This is a genomic window from Paraconexibacter algicola, assembly GCF_003044185.1.
Taxonomy (GTDB): Bacteria; Actinomycetota; Thermoleophilia; order Solirubrobacterales; family Solirubrobacteraceae; genus Paraconexibacter; species Paraconexibacter algicola.
This window is the reverse complement of sequence record NZ_PYYB01000001.1, coordinates 1,185,569-1,202,300: the sequence shown is the minus strand read 5'-3', so window position 1 is coordinate 1,202,300 and position 16,732 is coordinate 1,185,569. Positions and strand designations below refer to the sequence as shown.

The window sequence follows — 16,732 nt, the reverse complement described above, 5'->3', positions numbered from 1 at the left end:
GGACGTGTCGGCCGGGTCCGCAGAACGCGCGAGCGCCCCGGTGGGAACGGGGCGCTCGCGGGGGAGGGAGGGAGGACCTGCGGGGTGAGGCGGTACGTCAGGCGACGGCCTTGAACAGCGCCTCGTCGGCGTCGAGCGCCGCGCGCAGCGTCTTCTTCATCGCGCCGTGGATCTGGCAGACGCGCGACTCGCTGACCCCGAGGATGTCGCCGATCTCGGCCAGCGTCATGTTCTTCACGTAGAGCAGCACGGCGACCTCGCGCTCGCGCCTGGGCAGCCGGGCGAACGCGGCGCGGAACTTCGTCTTCGCCTCGTCGGTCGCTGCCATGTGGATCGGGTCCAGGCGCTCGTCCTTGGACGCGATCGTGTCCAGGCGCTCGATCGTCGTCTCGTCGTCGCTCATCACCGTCGTGTTCAGCGAGGTGACGTCGGACTGGGTGACCTCGTCGCGCTTGCGGCGCAGCTCGGCGGCCGTGACCCCCATCGCGGCGGCGAGCTCCTCGGTCTTCGGGCGGCGGCCGTGCAGCGTCGTGAACTCGTCGGCGGCCTTCTCCATGTCGCGCTCCCAGCGGCGGACCGAACGCGGCGCCCAGTCCTGGCGGCGCAGCTCGTCGAGCACCGCACCGTGGATCCGCGTCCACGCGTACTGCTCGAGCGTCGCGCCCTTCACCGGGTCGTAGCGGTCGATCGACTGGATCAGCGCCTCGAGGCCGCAGGAGATGAAGTCCTCCACCTCGCAGCGGGCCGGCATCTCGCGGACCTTCTTGTAGACGATGTACTTCACGAGCGGCGCGAAGGTGAGGACGAGGCGGTCGCGCAGCGCGCGATCCTCGGTCCGGCGGTACTCCTTCCACAGCGCCAGCGCGTCCTCGGAGGACAGTCGGCGGTGGGGCTTGCTGGTGACCTGCTGCATGGGTTCGTTGGTCCTTTGTGGCTGCGTGACCGGCGGGGACAGGGAGAGTGTCGGCCCCATGTGCTAGGAGCGATATCCCCGCTTCTTGGTATTTGCGTCGTCCGTGTGTCGAATGTCTCCATCCCCACTTCTGGGGAGGACGTCCACGAACTCAAAGGCGCCGTCGGCTGTCCGACCACCCTGGGCATGGCCCTCCGCCTCACGTCCTCGCCCGATCCGTCCGAGCGGACCGGTATCGCGCTGCCGCCCGTTCCGCAGGCGCGCGCGACACCCGCCGCGCTGCTCGTCCCGCGCGCGCAGGCGCTGCTCGCGCGCCGCGACGTCGCCGCCTACCGGGGCCTGTTCGGCGAGGCCGCGCACGTCGAGGACCCGCACCGCCGCTGGGAGGCGCGCTCCGCGCTCCTGCAGGCCGGACTGGGCGTCCACGGCTCGGCGATCGCCGTCGTCGCGCCCGTGTTCGCCGCCGTCGCCGACGCGGCGCTCGAGCTGCTCGAGGACGACCCGCGCGAGCCGCTGCTGCTCAACTGGGCGGGCGTCGCGCTCTACGAGCTCGGGGCGCTGCGCCCCGCCACCCGCCTGTTCGAGGCCGCGCTGCGGCTCGACCCCGAGCTGCCGCACGCCGCCGGCAACCTGCGCGAGGTCGCCCGCCGCAAGGCCGCCGGGCTCACCCGCATGCCCGGCCTGCCGCCCGCCGTCACCGCCGCGCTGCGCACGCTCGACGAGCGCGCCCGCCGCGTCGCCGCGCGCGCCCGTCCCGCCGAGGGCCTGACGCTCTCGCTGTGCATGATCGTCAAGGACGAGGAGGCGATGCTCGGCCGCTGCCTGGCCGCCGTGCGCGACGCCGTCGACGAGATCGTCGTCGTCGACACCGGCTCCACCGACCGCACCGTCGAGATCGCGCGCGAGCACGGCGCGCGGATCCTGCACCACGAGTGGACCGGGGACTTCGCCGCCGCCCGCAACGTCAGCTTCGACGCCGCCACCGGCGACTGGCTCCTCTACCTCGACGCCGACGAGGTGCTGATCGAGGAGGACGTCGCCGCGCTGCGCGCCCTCACCGGCCGCACCTGGCGCGAGGCGTTCTACCTCGTCGAGGTCAACCACACCGGCGACCTCGAGGACGGCACCGCCGTCACCCACGACGCGCTGCGCGTGTTCCGCAACCGTCCGGCCTACCGCTTCGAGGGCCGCGTCCACGAGCAGATCGCCCACCACCTCCCCGGCTACCTCGCCGAGCGGATCGAGCGGACCCCCGTGCGCGTCGAGCACTTCGGCTACCTCGGAGCCGTGCGCGACGCGAAGGGCAAGTCGCGCCGCAACATCGAGCTGCTCGAGCAGCAGGCCGCGGAGGGCGTCGACACCCCGTTCCTCGCCTTCAACCTCGGCAGCGAGTACGCCGCCGCCGGCGAGAACGAGCGCGCGCACGACCGCTTCGCGCACGCGTGGGCCGCGCTGCGCAGCGACCCGGGCCGCAGCAGCTACGGGTACGTCCCGTCGCTCGCCGCGCGCTACGTGAAGTCCCTGCGCGTCACCGGCCGCCTCGAGGAGGTCGACGCGGTCGCCGCGGAGATCCTCGGCTTCCTGCCCGGCTTCACCGACGTCGTCTACGAGCAGGGCTTCAGTGCCCGCGCGCGCGGCGACCTCGACCGCGCCGCCGAGCTCTTCGCCCGCTGCCAGGAGATGGGCGACGCGCCCAGCCGCTACAGCGCCACCGTCGGCTGCGGCACCTCGATGGCCGCGTGCGCGCTCGCCGAGGTCCGCCGCGACCAGGGCGACCTCGCCGCCGCCGAGCAGCTGCTGCGCACCGCGCTCGTCGACCACCCCGGCTACCTCGGCACGATCGAGCAGCTCGCCCTCGTGCTCCTGCGCGCCGGCCGGCCCGGCGACGCGGTCGTCTCCGAGATCGAGGCGCTCGGCGGCCCGCTCGCCCCGACCGCCGCGTTCCTCGTCGGCATCGCCTGCTTCGAGCACGGCGCCGTGGGCACTGCCGCGACCCTGCTGCGTCGCGTGCTCGACGCCCAGCCCGGCGCGCACCCCGCCCGCGCGATCCTCGCCGAGGCGCTGCTCTCCAGCGGGGACCTCGACGGGGCCCGCACCGTCGCCGAGGAGGTGCCCGCCGACGCCTCGTGCGCCGACGCCGCGGCCCGCACCGCCCTGTTCTGCCGCCTCGCCGCGGGCACCGCGGTCGCCGACGCGCAGCTCGACGCCGCCGCGGCGGTCGGCTTGCCCGCCGCCGAGGTCGCCGCCCTGCGCGCCTGGCGCGACGCGCCCGCCGCGACCCCCGCCGCCGGGACGCTGCCCGCCGCCGCCGGCCCGCCGGTGCTGACGATGCTCGACGCGCTCGCGCGCCTGGAGCAGTTCGACGCCTTCGAGCGGCTCGCGCCCGTGCTCGACGCCGTCGACGCGCCCTGGCGCGAACGCCGCGAGGCGCTCGCCCGGCTGTACCTGCGCCGCGGCTTCCTGGAGTCCGCCGCCGACGAGTGGATCGCCGTCGTGGAGCACGCCGGCCCCGACGCGCGCGCGTTCGAGGGGCTCAGCGAGGTCGCCGTCGCCCGCGGCCTGGACGACGACGCGCGGGCGCTCGCCGACGAGGCGCGCCGCCTGCGCGCCGGCACCCCCGACCTCCAGCCCGCCGGCTGAGCGCGTGCCGTACGCGCGCCACATCCAGCTGCCCGCCGCCCCTCGACCGAACGTCCAGGGGGTCGCTCAAGGGCGCCCCGGGGACACCGATCACCGGAAGGCGCGGACACGACCCACGGACGGGTCGCCCGGAGATCCAGGAGGGATCGGCATGAGCTTCACCACAGGACACGTCGCCCAGGTCCACGACCTCGCCGCCGCCCGGGCGCGGCGCGCCGACCGCGAGGCGGTCAAGGCCGCGCTGACCGCGCCGGCGTTCGCCGACGAGCCCGCCGTCCCGGGGGACATCCCCGCCGACGTCTGGGCCGAGGTCGAGGCCGCCAACCGCCTCTTCGAGGAGCTGCACGACGACGGCCACCAGATCGTCTTCGACGACGGTCACCTCGACGGCCGGCTCGTCATCGCCCTCTGCGACCTCGAGGGCCGCGTGCTGCGCGCGGTCCCGCCCGCGGAGGTCGTCACCGCCCTCGGGACCGGCGCGCCCGGCCGCCGACAGGGGGGCGACGCGGCGTGAGCCCGATCAGCTTCAGCGGCATGGCGTCCGGGCTCGACACCGAGTCCATCATCAGCTCGATGATGGCCGTGGAGGGCAACGGCAAGGTCCGCCTGCAGCTGCGGCAGGCGGCCGCCCAGGCCCGCCAGGACGGCTGGAACGAGGTCAAGGGCAAGCTCAGCGCCCTGCAGACCGCGGCGGTCGCGCTGCGCTCCGCCGCCACCTGGGGCGAGACCCAGACCGTCGAGAGCTCCGACACCACGAAGATCACCGCCCGCCAGATCGCCGGCGCCGCCCCCGGCGGGGTGCGCCTGGAGGTCGGGCAGCTCGCGCGCGCACCCCAGCGCACCTACGCGTTCACCCCGCAGGCCGGCACCTCGCAGCTGACGATCGGCTCGACCACCGTCGACCTCACCGCCGGCGCGACGCTCGACGACGCCGTCGCCGCGATCAACGCCTCCGCCGACGCGGGCGTGTACGCCGTCAACGTCGGCGGGCAGCTCGTCCTCTCCGGCAAGACCACCGGGGCCGCCGCCACGATCACCGCCTCCGGAGCCGGGCTCGTCGAGGACACCGGCAAGGCGAAGGCCGGCCTGGACGCCCAGTTCACCGTCGACGGCGTCCCCGGCACCGCGTCCTCCAACGTCGTCACCACCGCCGTCCCCGGCGTCGAGCTGACGCTCAAGGCCGTCACCGCCGGCGAGGTCACCGTGACCGCCGGGGCGCCCGCGCCGAACACCGCCGCGATCACCGAGAAGCTCAAGGCGTTCATCGACGCCTACAACGCGACCGTCGACACGGTCCGCGGCAAGCTCACCGAGAAGCGCGTCCCGGACGCGTCCACCTCCGCCGACGCGCGCAAGGGCGCGCTGTTCGGCGACCCGGCGCTGCAGGGGATCCTCTCGAACCTCCGCGGGCAGATCGGCGCGGTCGTCTCCGGCAACCCGGAGGCCACCGACGCGCTCGCCGACCTCGGCATCACCACGGGGGACGCCACCGGCTCCGCGACGTTCAGCGCCGACGCCGTGGCCGGCAAGCTCAAGCTCGACACCACGAAGCTCGCCGCCACGCTCGCCGCGGACCCGACCGCCGTGCGGCGCCTCCTGGGCGGCGGCGGGGTCGACGGCTTCGCCCAGCGCTTCGAGGGCGCCCTCACCCCGGCCACCCAGGTCGGCGGCACGATCGAGGGCGCGGCCACCGCGGCGGGCAGCGAGGTCACGCGCCTGAAGGACGCGATGAGCCGCCTCGACTCCCGCCTGGCCAGCCGCGAGGAGCTGCTGCGCAAGCAGTTCGCCGCGCTGGAGACCGCCCTGTCCCGCAGCCAGAGCCAGCAGTCCAACCTGCTCGGCGCGCTCGGCCAGGCCTAGCCCGACCGCCATGCGTCTCACCCCGACCGACACCACGGAGGCCTCCGCCCCATGAACCCGTACGCCCGACCCGCCGCGTACCGCGAGAGCAGCGTCCTGACCGCGTCCCCCGAGCAGCTCGTCGTGATGCTCTACGACGGGGCGCTGCGCTTCCTGCGCCAGACCGAGGCCGCCTTCGGCGAGGGCGCGTGGAAGCACGGCGGCGACCGCCTGACCCGCGCGGAGGCGATCGTCGACGAGCTGCTCGCGACGCTGAACATGGACGCCGGCGAGCTCGCCGAGCGCCTCCAGGCGATCTACGTCTACTGCAAGCGGCAGATGATCGAGGCGCGCCTGGAGCGCGACGCGGACAAGCTCCGCACCGTCATCCGGCTGCTCGACGACCTGCGCGACGCGTGGGCGCAGCTCGCCGCGGGCAGCCAGCCCGGCGGCACCACCCCCGGTGGCGGCGGGTCGCTCCCGCCGATGGTCGCGTGAGCCCCGCGGTCGCCCTCGCCGCGCTCGCCGAGGAGGAGCTCGCGCTCGTCCTCGACGGTCGCGCCGACGAGCTCGACGCGCTCCACGTGCGCCGCGAGGCGCTCATGGGCCGCCTGATGGACCTCGCCCCGGCCGGGCTGCGGCCCGAGGACCGCGCCGCGCTCGAGCGCGCCGCCGGCACCCAGCAGCTCGTGACGCTCGCGCTCGGCGACGCCGTCGCCGCCGCCCGCGCCCAGCTCGGTGGCCTGCACCGCGGCCGCAGCGCCGCCGCGGGCTACGCCCGCGCCGCCGCCTGAGCCGCGCGGCCCGCCCTCGTGGGCGCGCGCTCGCGCCCGTGGCCCCGACCGGGCCGGGGCGCCCCGTGCCGCCGCCCGCGCCACGCGCCGGGGGTCCCCAGTTCTGGGGAGGCCGCGCGTCCACTGCGACAGGTGTCGCGCTCAACCCGCGGGCGTCCGGGCCGACCACCCCGAGTGACCTCCACGGACGGCGGTCGCCGCACCACCAGCCCAGGACGGGCGGCAGGGGTGCACCACCCAAGGACGCCATCCGTGCAGCTCTTCGACACCACCCAGCTCGCCCTCGAGGCCGCCATGCACGGCACCTCGCAGCGGCAGACGGCGATCGCGCAGAACATCGCGAACGTCAACACCCCCGGCTACCGCCGCCAGGAGGTCGACTTCGAGGGCCAGCTCTCCGCCGCGATGGCCGCCGACGACCGCGACGCCGTCCGGCGCACCGCGATCGTGCAGCGCACCGACGCGTCGGCCCCGGTCCGCATCGACGGCAACTCCGTCGACATGGACGTCGAGGCGGCCGGCCAGGCCCGCAACGGCCTCATGTACCAGGCGCTCGTCGCGGTCACGAAGGCGCGCACCGGGATCATCCAGTCCGCGATCGGGAACCGCTGAGTCCTCCCATGGGCCTGTTCGACGCCATCGACATCGCGGGCAGTGGCCTCAGCGCCGAGCGCCTGCGCATGGACGTCACGTCCGAGAACCTCGCCAACGCGCAGACCACCCGCGGCGCGGACGGCCAGCCGTACCGCCGCAAGGAGGTCGTCCTCCAGGAGGCCGCGGGCGGCGCCCGCGCGACCTTCGCCTCCGCCCTCGAGGGCGCCATGGGCCGCACCGGCGCCGCGCCCTCACGCGGCGTGCAGGTCGCGGCGATCGTGCAGGACAGCGCGCCCAACCGGCGCGTCTACGACCCGGGCCACCCCGACGCCGGCCAGGACGGCTACGTCGAGCTGCCCAACGTCAACACCGTCACCGAGATGGTCGAGCTCATCAGCTCCTCGCGCGCCTACGAGGCCAACGCGACCGCCATGCAGACGGCGAAGTCCATGTTCACCCGCACCCTCGACCTCCTGCGCTGATGCCGATCGAGGCACTGGCCGGGGCGGCCGCCGAGTGGCAGATCCCCTCGATCACCGAGGCCGACGCGGTCGGCGGCGGTGGCACCGGCGCGGCCGGTGGCGTCGGCGGTGGCGGCGGCTTCGGCGGCATGCTCGGCGACCAGATCCAGAAGCTCGAATCCCTCCAGAACGACGCCGCCAAGGCCTCCCGCAGCCTCGCCGACGGCACCGCGACCGATCCCTCCCAGGTCGTCGTCGCCGTCGAGCGGGCGCAGCTGGCGATGCAGCTCGCCGCGCAGCTGCGCACGAAGGCCGTCGACGCGATCAGCGACGTCATGCGAACCCAGGTGTAGCCCTCCATGCCCACGCAGCTCCTCACGACCATGTCCACCCGGGGCAAGATCACGATCGCCGCGAGCGCGCTGGCGTTCGTGGTCGTCGCGTTCCTGCTGCTGAAGATCGCGGGGGCCCCGAGCTACTCGACGGTCGCCGCGGGCATGGACCCGGCCGAGACCACGAAGGTCACCGGCGCGCTCGACGCCGCCGGGGTGAAGTACGAGATCCGTCGCGGCGGCACCGAGCTCGCGGTCGAGAAGGGCATGGAGACCGACGCGCGGATGGCGCTCGCCTCCGCCGGCGTCGTCACCTCCGGCGCGCCGAAGCAGCCCGGCTTCGAGCTGCTCGACAAGCAGAAGCTCGGCGCCTCCTCGTTCCAGCAGCAGGTCGCCTACCAGCGCGCCCTCGAGGGCCAGATCGCCCAGACGCTCGGCACGATCGACGGGGTCGGCGGCGCCCAGGTGCGCCTGACGCTCCCCAAGGACGAGCTGTTCGCCGACGAGGCGAAGCCCGCCACCGCCGCGGTCCTGCTCACCGGCAAGGCCGAGGAGCTCGAGCCGTCCGCCATCCGCGGGATCGCGAACCTCGTCGCGTCCTCCGTCCCGGACCTCGACCCCAAGAAGGTCACGATCACCGACGGTGCCGGGCAGCTCGTCTGGCCGCAGGGCGACGGCACCGGCATGGCCGGTGACGGCGGCGGCACGCTCGGCAAGCCCGCCGCGGAGGCCCGCTACGCCGCGCAGCTCGAGTCCTCCCTCGACGCGCTGCTCGTCCGCACCCTCGGGCCCGGCAAGGCGACCGTGCAGGTCGCCGCCGACCTCGACCTCAGCGAGTCCACGCAGGAGAAGCTCCAGTACGCGCGCCGCGGCACGCCGCTGAAGGAGACCACCGAGACCGAGACGCTGACCAGCCAGGGCGGCGGCACCGGTGCGACCGCGGGCACCGCGGCGAACATCCCGACCTACGCGGCCGGCGGCGGCGCCGCGGGCGGCAACTCCAACTACCGCAAGACGACCGCGCAGCGCGACCTCGGCGTCGACAAGACCGTCACCCGCACGAAGGTCGCGCCCGGCACGGTGCAGCGCCTCGACGTCGCCGTCGTCGTCGACAAGAAGGTCCCCGCCGCCGACGTCGCCGCGCTGCGCACCGCCCTCACCTCCGCGGCGGGCATCCGCGCCACGCGCGGCGACACGCTCGCCGTCAGCCAGGTCGCGTTCGCCGCCACGCCCGCCGCGACCCCGGCGCCCGCGGCCGGCCCGCTGCCGATCCCCGTCGGCATGCAGGGGATCGTCAAGGCGGTCGCGATCGGCCTCGGCGCGCTGCTGTTCCTCTTCTTCGTCACCCGGCACCTGCGCCGCCGCGAGGCGGACCCGTTCGCCGACGAGCCGAGCTGGCTGCGCGCGCTGCCGGTCGTCGAGGGGCACGCCGCGCTGCCCGCGCCGCGCAAGGAGATGGACCCGATCGACCTGTCGCCGCCCGACGAGGCGCTCAGCGTGTTCAAGAACGACCCGCGCGCGATGGCGCTCGAGGAGCTCGTCGCCCGCGAGCCCGAGCGGGTCGCCGGTCAGCTGCGCGCCTGGATCACGGAGGACAAGTAGATGTCCACGAGCACGGCGGTCGCGGTCAACACCGAGATCCAGCTCGTCACGCAGGAGGACCGGATCCTCCTCAACGGGCTCAACGGCCGGCAGAAGGCGGCGATCTTCCTCATCTCGATCGGCTCCGAGCGCGCCGCCGAGATCCTGCGCCACCTCACCGAGCGCGAGGTCGAGGCGCTGTCGGCGGAGATGGCGTCGATGTGGCGCGTCAAGGCGGAGACGACCCGCGCGGTCATCGCCGAGCTCGCCGAGCAGTTCAGCGCCAAGGACTACTACGCGATCGGCGGCCCCGAGTTCGCCCGCGAGGTGCTCGTCCACCTGCTGGGGGAGGAGCGCGCCGAGGAGATCATCGGGTCGCTCGCCGCCTCGGCGGAGCTGCGCCCGTTCGACTTCCTGCGCAAGACGCCGCCCGAGCAGATCGCCACGTTCCTCGCCGACGAGGCCCGCCAGACCCAGGCGCTCGTCGTCGCCTCGCTGCACACGACGCTCGGCGCGAAGGTGCTCGCCGCGCTGCCGCCCGACGCCCAGGCCGACGTGGCGCTGCGGATCGCCACGATGAGCGACACGAACCCCGGCGTCGTCGAGGACATCGAGCGCGGCCTGCGGCTGAAGCTCGCCAACGTCCTCACCCAGGAGTTCTCGTCGGCCGGTGGCGTCGACTCGCTCGCGGAGATCCTCAACCGGGCCGGCCGGTCGACCGAGCGCAACGTCCTGCAGGCCGTCGCCGAGCACGACCAGGACCTCGCCGACGAGATCCGCCAGCGGCTGTTCACCTTCGACGACATCGTCGTCCTGTCCGACCGCGACATCCAGCTGGTGCTGCGCGAGGTCGACCAGAAGGACCTCGGGACCGCGCTGCGCGGCGTCGGGGCCGAGGTCGCCGAGCGGATCTTCGCGAACATGTCCACGCGCGGCGCGGAGATGCTCAAGGAGGACCTCGAGACCTCGCAGCCGCAGCGGCGCGCCGTCGTCGAGGAGGCGCAGGGCCGCGTCGTCGCCGCCATCCGCCGCCTCGAGGAGGCGGGGGCGATCACGCTCGGCCGCGGCGGCGAGGACGCCGAGGACGAGGTCATCTGATGGCCGAGATCGCCGCCTTCGACTTCCCGGCGCTGGAGCCCGTCGCCGGGACCGCGCTGCACCGCACCCGCGACCTCGTCGCCGAGGCGCAGGCCCAGGCCGACGCGATCCGCGCGGCCGCGCACGCCGAGGGGCTCGCCGCCGGCCGCGCCGACGCGCACGCCGCGGTCGCCCCCGCCGTCGGGCTGCTGCAGCAGGCGGCCGCCGAGGTGGCCGCCGTCCGCGACGGCCTGGCCCGCGAGGCCGAGGACGCGGCGGTCGAGCTGGCGTTCGCGATCGCCGAGCAGGTCCTCGCCGGCGCGCTCGACGCGCACCCCGCGCTCGTGGTCGACGTCGTGCGCGGCGCGCTGCGCTGCCTCGTGGAGCGCGAGCGCGTCACCGTGCTCGTGCACCCCGACGACCTCGACCTCGTCCGCGACGCGGTCCCGGACCTCGTCGCCCAGCTCGGCGGCATCGAGCACTGCGAGGTGCAGACCGAGCGCCGCGTGGTGCGCGGCGGCGCGCTCGTGCGCACCGTCGCGGGGGAGATCGACGCGACGCTCGCCACGAAGCTCGACCGTGCCCGCGAGGCGGTCCGCGACGGCGTGCTCGCCGCGCGCACCGCCGAGGACCCCGCGATCCCGTGACCGCCGGGCTCGCCGAGCGCCTCGGGGCGCACGCCGCCACCGTCCGGCGCGCCGACCTGCACCGGCGCCGCGGACGCGTCACCGACCTGATCGGCCTGATCGTCGAGGCCACCGGCCTCGAGGCGGAGGTCGGCGAGGTCTGCGAGATCGAGACCGGCCGCGACCGACCCCCGACGCCCGCCGAGGTCGTCGGCTTCCGCGCCGGGCGCACGCTGCTGATGCCGCTGGGCGAGCTCGTCGGGATCGGTCCCGGGGACCGCGTCACCGCGATGGGCGCACCGGTGCGCGTGCCGACCGGCGCGTCGCTGCTCGGCCGCGTGCTGGACGGTCTCGGCCGTCCGATCGACGGCGGTCCGCCGCTGGCGCTCGGCGACGACCTCGTGCTCGCGAGCGTCGAGGCGTCCCCGCCGTCCCCGATGGAGCGGCCGCGGATCACCGACCGCGTGTCGCTCGGGGTCCGGGCGCTCGACGCGCTCGTCCCCTGCGGCCGCGGGCAGCGGCTCGGCATCTTCGCCGGCTCCGGCGTGGGCAAGTCCTCGCTGCTGGGCATGATCGCCCGGGCCACCGAGGCGGACGTGAACGTCATCTGCCTCGTCGGCGAGCGTGGCCGCGAGGTCCGCGAGTTCCTCGACCGCGACCTGGGGCCCGAGGGTCTCGCGCGCTCCGTGGTCGTCGTCGCCACGAGCGACCAGCCCGCGCTCGTGCGGATCAAGGCGGCGCTCACCGCCACGACGATCGCCGAGTCGTTCCGCGACATGGGCGCCGACGTGCTGCTGATGATGGACTCGGTGACGCGCTTCGCGATGGCCCAGCGCGAGATCGGCCTGGCGATCGGGGAGCCGCCCGCGACCCGCGGCTACACCCCCAGCGTGTTCGCGCTCCTGCCCAAGCTGCTGGAGCGCTCGGGCACCAGCGCGCTCGGCTCGATCACCGGGCTCTACACGGTGCTCGTCGACGGCGACGACATGAACGAGCCGATCGCCGACGCGGTCCGCTCGATCCTCGACGGGCACGTCGTCCTCACGCGCGAGCTCGCCCACCAGGGCCACTACCCGGCGGTCGACGTCCTGCAGTCCGTCTCCCGCCTGGTCGGGGAGATCATGGACCCGGCGGCGCGCGCCGCGGCGACGGAGCTGCGCGCGCTGATGGCCGCGGAGAAGGACAAGCGCGACCTCGTCGCGATCGGCGCGTACGAGCGCGGGACCGACCCGGTGGCCGACCGCGCCATCGACCTGAAGCCCGCGATCGACGCGTTCCTGAAGCAGACGGTCGACGAGCGGCCGGACGCGCTCGCGGCCGACGCCGCGCTCGCCGCCGTCGTCGGGGGCGCAGCGGGCGTCGTGCCGGGGATCGTCGAGGGGTCGGTGGCCGCCGACCCCGCGGTCGGCCTGCCGGCCGACCCGCAGCACGCGGCCTCGCCGAGCGCGATCCCGCCGCTCAACCTCGCGGTCTGACGCGGCGGGACCCGGCCCGGCCGGGCGCTACGGGTGGATGAACGTCATCACCGACGTCCTGGTCAGCCACTCCTTGGAGTACCGGTGCGTGCCGCCGGCGTTGTACTGCTCGACGAAGATCCGCTTCCCGCCGCTGCCGACCTTCGCGACGATCGCGACGTGGCCGTAGCGGCCGGAGTTGCGGACCATGATCGAGCCGACCTTCGGCGTGCGGTCGACCTTCATGCCGATCCTGCGGGCGTTGTCGTCCCAGGTCATCGCGTTGCCGAAGCGGCCGCCCTTGTAGCCGTTGGCGAAGCCGCGGATGACCTTGCTGATCCGGTACGCGACGAAGCTCGTGCACTCGCGGAAGTAGAAGTTCCACGGGTCGACGCCGTTCCAGCTGCGCGTCGGGTACGGGTAGTCGTCGCGGAGCTTCACGCTCGCGGGCAGGCCGCTGCTCGGAGCGGGGGAGGGCTGCGTGTTCACCGGCGTGGTGGAGCCGCCGCAGTCCGGGGCGACGCGCTGGTCGCTGCCGGTGTAGACGTAGGTGTCGGAGACGTAGCCGCCGCCGGACAGCTTGTCCCACAGCGTCGAGGTGCCGAAGCGGCCGGTCACCCGGTCGCCCTGGGTCTGGCAGACGATGCGGACCTTCGTGTCGTTCGCGAGCTTGCGGACTACCCGGCCGCTGCTGGACGGGGTGGCGCGCACCGCCAGCGTGTAGCCGGCGTTGACCTTCACGGTCCCGGGCGCGGCGGCCGCCCGCGCCGTCGGGCCGTCGGCGGTCTTCGCGCCGGCGGCCCCGACGAGCGTCAGCGCGGCGGCGACGGTGGTGGTGGCGAGCAGCGCACGGCGCCGCCCCTGGGTCCTGGACAGGTGCATGGGGGTCCTCCGAGAGCAGTGGTCTGAGCCGGTGACCGGCGACGCGGGTCGCCGATGGCCCAGAGTGAATCGCGTCGGCCGCCGCGGGTGGCGGTGCCCTCACGGACTTCTCACATCGCATGAGGACCCTCACGATCCGGCCGGGCGGGGCGCCGCGCTCCCGGCCCCCGGGAGCCCGCTCGGCGGACCGCAGCTCGAGCCCATCCCCAGAAGTGGGGAGGCGACCCCGACCTGCGTCCAGGGGCCTTCACGCCCGCGGCGGCCCGCCGACCACCCCGGTCATGAAGGAGCGGTTCGACTTCGGTCTCGAGCGGGTGCGCCGGGTGCGCGTCCACGACGAGGACCGCGCGAAGGAGGCCCTGGCGGCCAGCCTCGCGCACCGCGAGCGGCACGAGGCGCGCCTGCAGGCCGTCGCCGCGCAGCTCGAGTCCGCCCGCTTCGCCGCACCGCTCGCCGCCGAGGCGGCCGTCGACGTCGCCGCCCTGCGCGCCCGCCAGGCGTACGTGGAGCGGCTCGAGCGCACGCGCCTGGTCGCCGCGCTCGAGGTCGACCGGGCCGACGCCGAGGTCGACGCGCGCCGCACCGTCGTCACCGCCGCCTCGCGCAAGCGCGAGGTCCTCGACCGGCTGCGCGACCGCCAGGCCGCCGCGCACCGCCTCGAGATCGCGCGCGCCGAGGGCGTGCGCCTGGACGAGATCGCCCTGCAGGGTCACCTCCGCGCGAAGGCCGCCTGACCCGTGCCGATCGCCGCCTTCGACCGCGTCGCCGAGCTCCAGCAGCTCACCGCCGCCGCCCGCACCCCCGTCGCGCTGCACGCCCCCGCGCCCGCGCAGACGACCGCCGCCCCCACCTTCGCGACGCAGCTCGCCGCCGCCGGGACCACCCCCGCGACGACGACGCCGAGCGCGTCCGGTCAACCGTTCGGAGCCGAGATCGACGCGGCCGCGGCCAAGCACGGGATCGACCCCGCCCTCCTGCGCGCCCTCGTGCGCCAGGAGTCCGGGTTCGATCCCGCGGCCCGCAGCCCCGCCGGTGCCTCCGGCCTCACCCAGCTCATGCCCGGCACCGCCGCGTCGCTCGGGGTCACCGACCCCACCGACCCGGTCCAGGCCCTCGACGGTGGAGCGCGCTACCTGCGCCAGCAGCTCGATCGCTTCGGTGGCGACGAGCGGCTGGCGCTGGCCGCGTACAACGCCGGCCCCGGCGCCGTCTCCCGCCACGGCGGCGTGCCGCCCTACGCCGAGACGCAGCAGTACGTCGAGCGCGTGCTCGGCTTCGCCGCGACCGAGCGTGCCGCGCGCCCCGCCGGCGGCCTCGCCACCACCCCGGTGCCGGCGCTCACGCCGACGCCCGTCACCACCCCCACGACCTCGGGCGCCCTGCCCTACTCGACCGTCTAGGACGACATGCGGACATCCCCAGTCGCGGAGCCGCCCGGCGCTCCGCCCGGCGGACGGGCCCGCAACGAGGCCCGCCCGGCGGACCCGTCGGGCTTCCCCGCGCTCCTCACCGAGACCACGGCCCGGACCGCCCCTGCGGAAGGCCACCGAACCGAGACGCCACGCGAGCGTCGCGACCTGCGACGCGACCACGACGGCCGGCTGCGCCGCGACGACGCGCGCCGCGACGAGCGGCCCGCCGCGCTCGCGGCCTCCGCCCCCGACGCGCCCGCCGCCGGCGGTCCCGCGTCCCCCGAGCTGCAGGACCCGGAGGCCACGGCCGCCCCGACCGCGGTCCCCGCGCCCCCGGCGGGCGCGACCCCCGCGGTCCCGGTCCTCCCCACCGTCCCCGGCGCGACGGCGCCGGAGTCCGTGCCCACCACCGAGACCGGGGACCCGGGCGCTGTCGGAGGGACGGCGCCCACGGTCCTCCCCGGCCTCGGCGGTGCGGGCACGGAAGGCGTCCCGACCGCGGCCACCGGTGCACCGGTGGCCGCGGGGGCGGACGCCGACGACCTTCCCGGCGACGCGGCCCCCACCGGCACCGCGGCGCCCGCGCCCACCCCCGCTCCGGGCCTGCCCGGCGGCCCGCCGCTCGCGGCCGGCGCGCCCGCCGCCGACGGGCAGACGACCGCGGCCGGCGACGCGACCGCCGCCCCGACGACCGCGGGCGAGCGCGCCGACGGCGCACCCGCCGCCCCGGCCGCCGCAGCACCGACCCCGGCCGCACCCGCACCGGCGCCCACGTCCGCGGCCACCGCCGCACCGGCCCCGACCGCGCCGGCGCCCGCCCCCGCGCCCGGCGAGCTGCCGCAGGCCTGGGCGCAGCGCGGCCTGGCCCAGACCGTCGACCGCATGATCGACCTCGTCCACGTCGCCACCGCCCGCGGCGTCGCCCGCGCCCGCCTGCAGCTGCACCCGCAGGAGCTCGGCGGCATCGAGGTCCGGCTGCGCCAGAGCGTCGACGGGCTCGTCGCCCAGATCACCGCGCAGAACGGGGACGCCGTCCAGGCCGTCGCGCAGGCCGGCGCCGAGCTGCGCCGCTCGCTCGAGGAGCGCGGCCTGCAGCTCGCCAGCCTCGACATCCGGCTCGCCGCCGACGGCGACGCCGGCTCCCCCTGGCAGCAGCACGCCCAGGCCCGCGGCCGCGAGGACGCCCCGGGCCGCGCGGCGACCACCGCAGCGATCGCCGACGCGCTCGCCGACACCGACCCCGACCTCGTCACCGACCCGGCCCCGTCGGCCGCCGCGCCCGCGGGGGCGCTCGTCGACGTCGTGGCCTGACCCGCGGAGGACCCGCCCATGCCCGTCACCGGCGTCACGACCAGCACGCCCGCCCAGCCGTCCACCCAGACCGCCGCCGAGCAGACGCTCAGCCTCGGCAAGGACGCCTTCCTGAAGATGATGGTCGAGAACCTGCGCAACCAGGACCCGACCAACGCCGCCGACTCCAAGGAGTTCGTCGCCCAGCTCAGCCAGATGACGAGCCTGGAGCAGATCACGAACATGGCCAACGCCACGACGTCGCTGGCCGCCGAGACCCGCGACGCGCGCGCGGTCGGCATGCTCGGCAAGACCGTCGGCTACCTCGACGCCACCAAGACCCGCCAGGAGGGCGTCGTCGGCAGCGTCGTCGCGCAGGACGGCACCTCCTACCTCAAGGTCGGCGAGGCGCTCGTCTCCGTCGGCCAGGTCACGGACGTGCGCTGACCATGAGCGTCCTCCCGAACCCCGCGCTGGTGCCCCCGGGCGTCTCGGGGCCGGTCGGGCCGCCTCCCACCCAGCCCGCCCGGACGCAACAGACGTCCGGTCCGGCCTTCAGCGAGCTGCTCGCCCACCGATCACACGGGGTGCAGTTCTCCAACCACGCGCTCCAGCGGCTCGGTCGCCGCGGCATCGAGGTCGACCAGGCCACGCTGCAGCGCCTCGACGACGGCGTCACCCGCGCCGCCGGCAAGGGCGCGCGCGAGACCGTCGTGCTCGTCGACCAGAGCGCGTTCGTCGTGTCGGTCCGCAACCGGACCGTGATCACCGCCATCGATCGCGAGCAGATGCGCGATCACGTCTTCACCAACATCGACAGCGCCGTCATCGCCTAGC

General features: G+C 75.6%; 19 protein-coding genes. 17 read left to right on the top strand and 2 right to left on the bottom strand.

The genetic code is table 11. The features are described 5' to 3' along the window. Positions 1–97 precede the first annotated feature (97 nt). Complete coding sequence (locus tag C7Y72_RS05740; protein WP_158276671.1) at positions 98–913, bottom strand: sigma-70 family RNA polymerase sigma factor; 816 nt, start codon at positions 911–913, stop codon at positions 98–100. A 186-nt stretch (positions 914–1,099) separates the two neighbouring features. On the opposite strand from C7Y72_RS05740, the gene C7Y72_RS05735 reads away from it, so the two are divergent. The 12 genes from C7Y72_RS05735 to C7Y72_RS05680 all read left to right on the top strand — a co-directional run bounded on the left by C7Y72_RS05735 (position 1,100) and on the right by C7Y72_RS05680 (position 12,332). Beyond that, positions 1,100–3,553, top strand: coding sequence for a glycosyltransferase family 2 protein (locus C7Y72_RS05735; protein ID WP_107567620.1), 2,454 nt, complete (start codon positions 1,100–1,102; stop codon positions 3,551–3,553). A 151-nt stretch (positions 3,554–3,704) separates the two neighbouring features. Next, complete coding sequence (locus C7Y72_RS05730) at positions 3,705–4,067, top strand: hypothetical protein (protein WP_107567619.1); 363 nt, start codon at positions 3,705–3,707, stop codon at positions 4,065–4,067. Continuing rightward, on the top strand, positions 4,064–5,413 hold the full coding sequence (gene fliD, locus C7Y72_RS05725) for a flagellar filament capping protein FliD (protein ID WP_146175272.1): 1,350 nt from the start codon (positions 4,064–4,066) through the stop codon (positions 5,411–5,413). Before C7Y72_RS05730 ends, fliD begins: the two co-directional genes overlap by 4 nt. 51 nt (positions 5,414–5,464) lie before the next feature. Next, positions 5,465–5,890 carry a flagellar export chaperone FliS gene (gene fliS / locus C7Y72_RS05720; RefSeq protein WP_107567617.1) on the top strand — a complete coding sequence of 142 codons (426 nt, stop codon included), beginning with the start codon at positions 5,465–5,467 and terminating at the stop codon, positions 5,888–5,890. Next, positions 5,887–6,186 carry a hypothetical protein gene (locus C7Y72_RS05715; protein ID WP_107567616.1) on the top strand — a complete coding sequence of 100 codons (300 nt, stop codon included), beginning with the start codon at positions 5,887–5,889 and terminating at the stop codon, positions 6,184–6,186. Before fliS ends, C7Y72_RS05715 begins: the two co-directional genes overlap by 4 nt. 252 nt (positions 6,187–6,438) lie before the next feature. Beyond that, positions 6,439–6,798, top strand: coding sequence for a flagellar basal body rod protein FlgB (gene flgB, locus C7Y72_RS05710; protein WP_107567615.1), 360 nt, complete (start codon positions 6,439–6,441; stop codon positions 6,796–6,798). A gap of 8 nt (positions 6,799–6,806) precedes the next feature. Then, the gene (gene flgC / locus C7Y72_RS05705; RefSeq protein WP_107567614.1) at positions 6,807–7,262 is read left to right on the top strand and encodes a flagellar basal body rod protein FlgC; all 456 of its coding nucleotides are present in this window, start codon (positions 6,807–6,809) and stop codon (positions 7,260–7,262) included. After that, a complete protein-coding gene (fliE, locus tag C7Y72_RS05700; protein ID WP_107567613.1) occupies positions 7,262–7,594 on the top strand; it encodes a flagellar hook-basal body complex protein FliE in 333 nt (110 codons plus the stop codon). The genes flgC and fliE overlap by 1 nt, the downstream gene beginning before the upstream one ends. Before the next feature lie 6 nt (positions 7,595–7,600). Continuing rightward, a complete protein-coding gene (fliF, locus tag C7Y72_RS05695; protein ID WP_107567612.1) occupies positions 7,601–9,175 on the top strand; it encodes a flagellar basal-body MS-ring/collar protein FliF in 1,575 nt (524 codons plus the stop codon). After that, positions 9,176–10,252 (top strand): flagellar motor switch protein FliG, encoded by a 1,077-nt coding sequence (gene fliG / locus C7Y72_RS05690; RefSeq protein WP_107567611.1) that lies wholly within the window; start codon positions 9,176–9,178, stop codon positions 10,250–10,252. Then, the gene (locus C7Y72_RS05685) at positions 10,252–10,878 is read left to right on the top strand and encodes a FliH/SctL family protein (protein ID WP_107567610.1); all 627 of its coding nucleotides are present in this window, start codon (positions 10,252–10,254) and stop codon (positions 10,876–10,878) included. The genes fliG and C7Y72_RS05685 overlap by 1 nt, the downstream gene beginning before the upstream one ends. After that, positions 10,875–12,332: a FliI/YscN family ATPase gene (locus C7Y72_RS05680; RefSeq protein ID WP_107567609.1), complete on the top strand. Its 1,458-nt coding sequence runs from the start codon at positions 10,875–10,877 to the stop codon at positions 12,330–12,332. The genes C7Y72_RS05685 and C7Y72_RS05680 overlap by 4 nt, the downstream gene beginning before the upstream one ends. Positions 12,333–12,359: 27 nt before the next feature. On the opposite strand, the gene C7Y72_RS05675 is transcribed toward C7Y72_RS05680, so the two are convergent. Then, entirely contained in the window at positions 12,360–13,193 is an 834-nt protein-coding gene (locus C7Y72_RS05675) for a CHAP domain-containing protein (protein WP_107567608.1), read from the bottom strand. 281 nt (positions 13,194–13,474) lie between these two features. Here C7Y72_RS05675 and fliJ point away from each other — a divergent pair, with 281 nt between their 5' ends. From fliJ to C7Y72_RS05650, 5 genes are read left to right on the top strand one after another with little or no spacing between them, the layout of a single operon-like run. Beyond that, positions 13,475–13,927 (top strand): flagellar export protein FliJ, encoded by a 453-nt coding sequence (gene fliJ, locus C7Y72_RS05670; RefSeq protein ID WP_158276670.1) that lies wholly within the window; start codon positions 13,475–13,477, stop codon positions 13,925–13,927. Positions 13,928–13,930: 3 nt separating this feature from the next. Next, a complete protein-coding gene (locus C7Y72_RS05665; protein ID WP_107567606.1) occupies positions 13,931–14,593 on the top strand; it encodes a lytic transglycosylase domain-containing protein in 663 nt (220 codons plus the stop codon). 6 nt (positions 14,594–14,599) lie between these two features. Then, positions 14,600–15,916, top strand: coding sequence for a flagellar hook-length control protein FliK (locus C7Y72_RS05660; RefSeq protein ID WP_107567605.1), 1,317 nt, complete (start codon positions 14,600–14,602; stop codon positions 15,914–15,916). A gap of 18 nt (positions 15,917–15,934) precedes the next feature. Beyond that, entirely contained in the window at positions 15,935–16,342 is a 408-nt protein-coding gene (locus tag C7Y72_RS05655; protein ID WP_107567604.1) for a flagellar hook capping FlgD N-terminal domain-containing protein, read from the top strand. A 2-nt stretch (positions 16,343–16,344) separates the two neighbouring features. Beyond that, entirely contained in the window at positions 16,345–16,731 is a 387-nt protein-coding gene (locus tag C7Y72_RS05650; protein ID WP_107567603.1) for a TIGR02530 family flagellar biosynthesis protein, read from the top strand. Position 16,732 lies beyond the last annotated feature (1 nt).

What these genes read in the sequence shown, in the direction of transcription:
- C7Y72_RS05740 (WP_158276671.1), bottom strand. Translation starts at nt 913, where the DNA reads ATGCAGCAGGTCACCAGCAAGCCCCACCGCCGACTGTCCTCCGAGGAC.
- C7Y72_RS05735 (WP_107567620.1), top strand. Translation starts at nt 1,100, where the DNA reads ATGGCCCTCCGCCTCACGTCCTCGCCCGATCCGTCCGAGCGGACCGGT.
- C7Y72_RS05730 (WP_107567619.1), top strand. Translation starts at nt 3,705, where the DNA reads ATGAGCTTCACCACAGGACACGTCGCCCAGGTCCACGACCTCGCCGCC.
- fliS (WP_107567617.1), top strand. Translation starts at nt 5,465, where the DNA reads ATGAACCCGTACGCCCGACCCGCCGCGTACCGCGAGAGCAGCGTCCTG.
- flgC (WP_107567614.1), top strand. Translation starts at nt 6,807, where the DNA reads ATGGGCCTGTTCGACGCCATCGACATCGCGGGCAGTGGCCTCAGCGCC.
- fliE (WP_107567613.1), top strand. Translation starts at nt 7,262, where the DNA reads ATGCCGATCGAGGCACTGGCCGGGGCGGCCGCCGAGTGGCAGATCCCC.
- fliF (WP_107567612.1), top strand. Translation starts at nt 7,601, where the DNA reads ATGCCCACGCAGCTCCTCACGACCATGTCCACCCGGGGCAAGATCACG.
- fliG (WP_107567611.1), top strand. Translation starts at nt 9,176, where the DNA reads ATGTCCACGAGCACGGCGGTCGCGGTCAACACCGAGATCCAGCTCGTC.
- C7Y72_RS05685 (WP_107567610.1), top strand. Translation starts at nt 10,252, where the DNA reads ATGGCCGAGATCGCCGCCTTCGACTTCCCGGCGCTGGAGCCCGTCGCC.
- C7Y72_RS05675 (WP_107567608.1), bottom strand. Translation starts at nt 13,193, where the DNA reads ATGCACCTGTCCAGGACCCAGGGGCGGCGCCGTGCGCTGCTCGCCACC.
- fliJ (WP_158276670.1), top strand. Translation starts at nt 13,475, where the DNA reads ATGAAGGAGCGGTTCGACTTCGGTCTCGAGCGGGTGCGCCGGGTGCGC.
- C7Y72_RS05660 (WP_107567605.1), top strand. Translation starts at nt 14,600, where the DNA reads ATGCGGACATCCCCAGTCGCGGAGCCGCCCGGCGCTCCGCCCGGCGGA.
- C7Y72_RS05655 (WP_107567604.1), top strand. Translation starts at nt 15,935, where the DNA reads ATGCCCGTCACCGGCGTCACGACCAGCACGCCCGCCCAGCCGTCCACC.
- C7Y72_RS05650 (WP_107567603.1), top strand. Translation starts at nt 16,345, where the DNA reads ATGAGCGTCCTCCCGAACCCCGCGCTGGTGCCCCCGGGCGTCTCGGGG.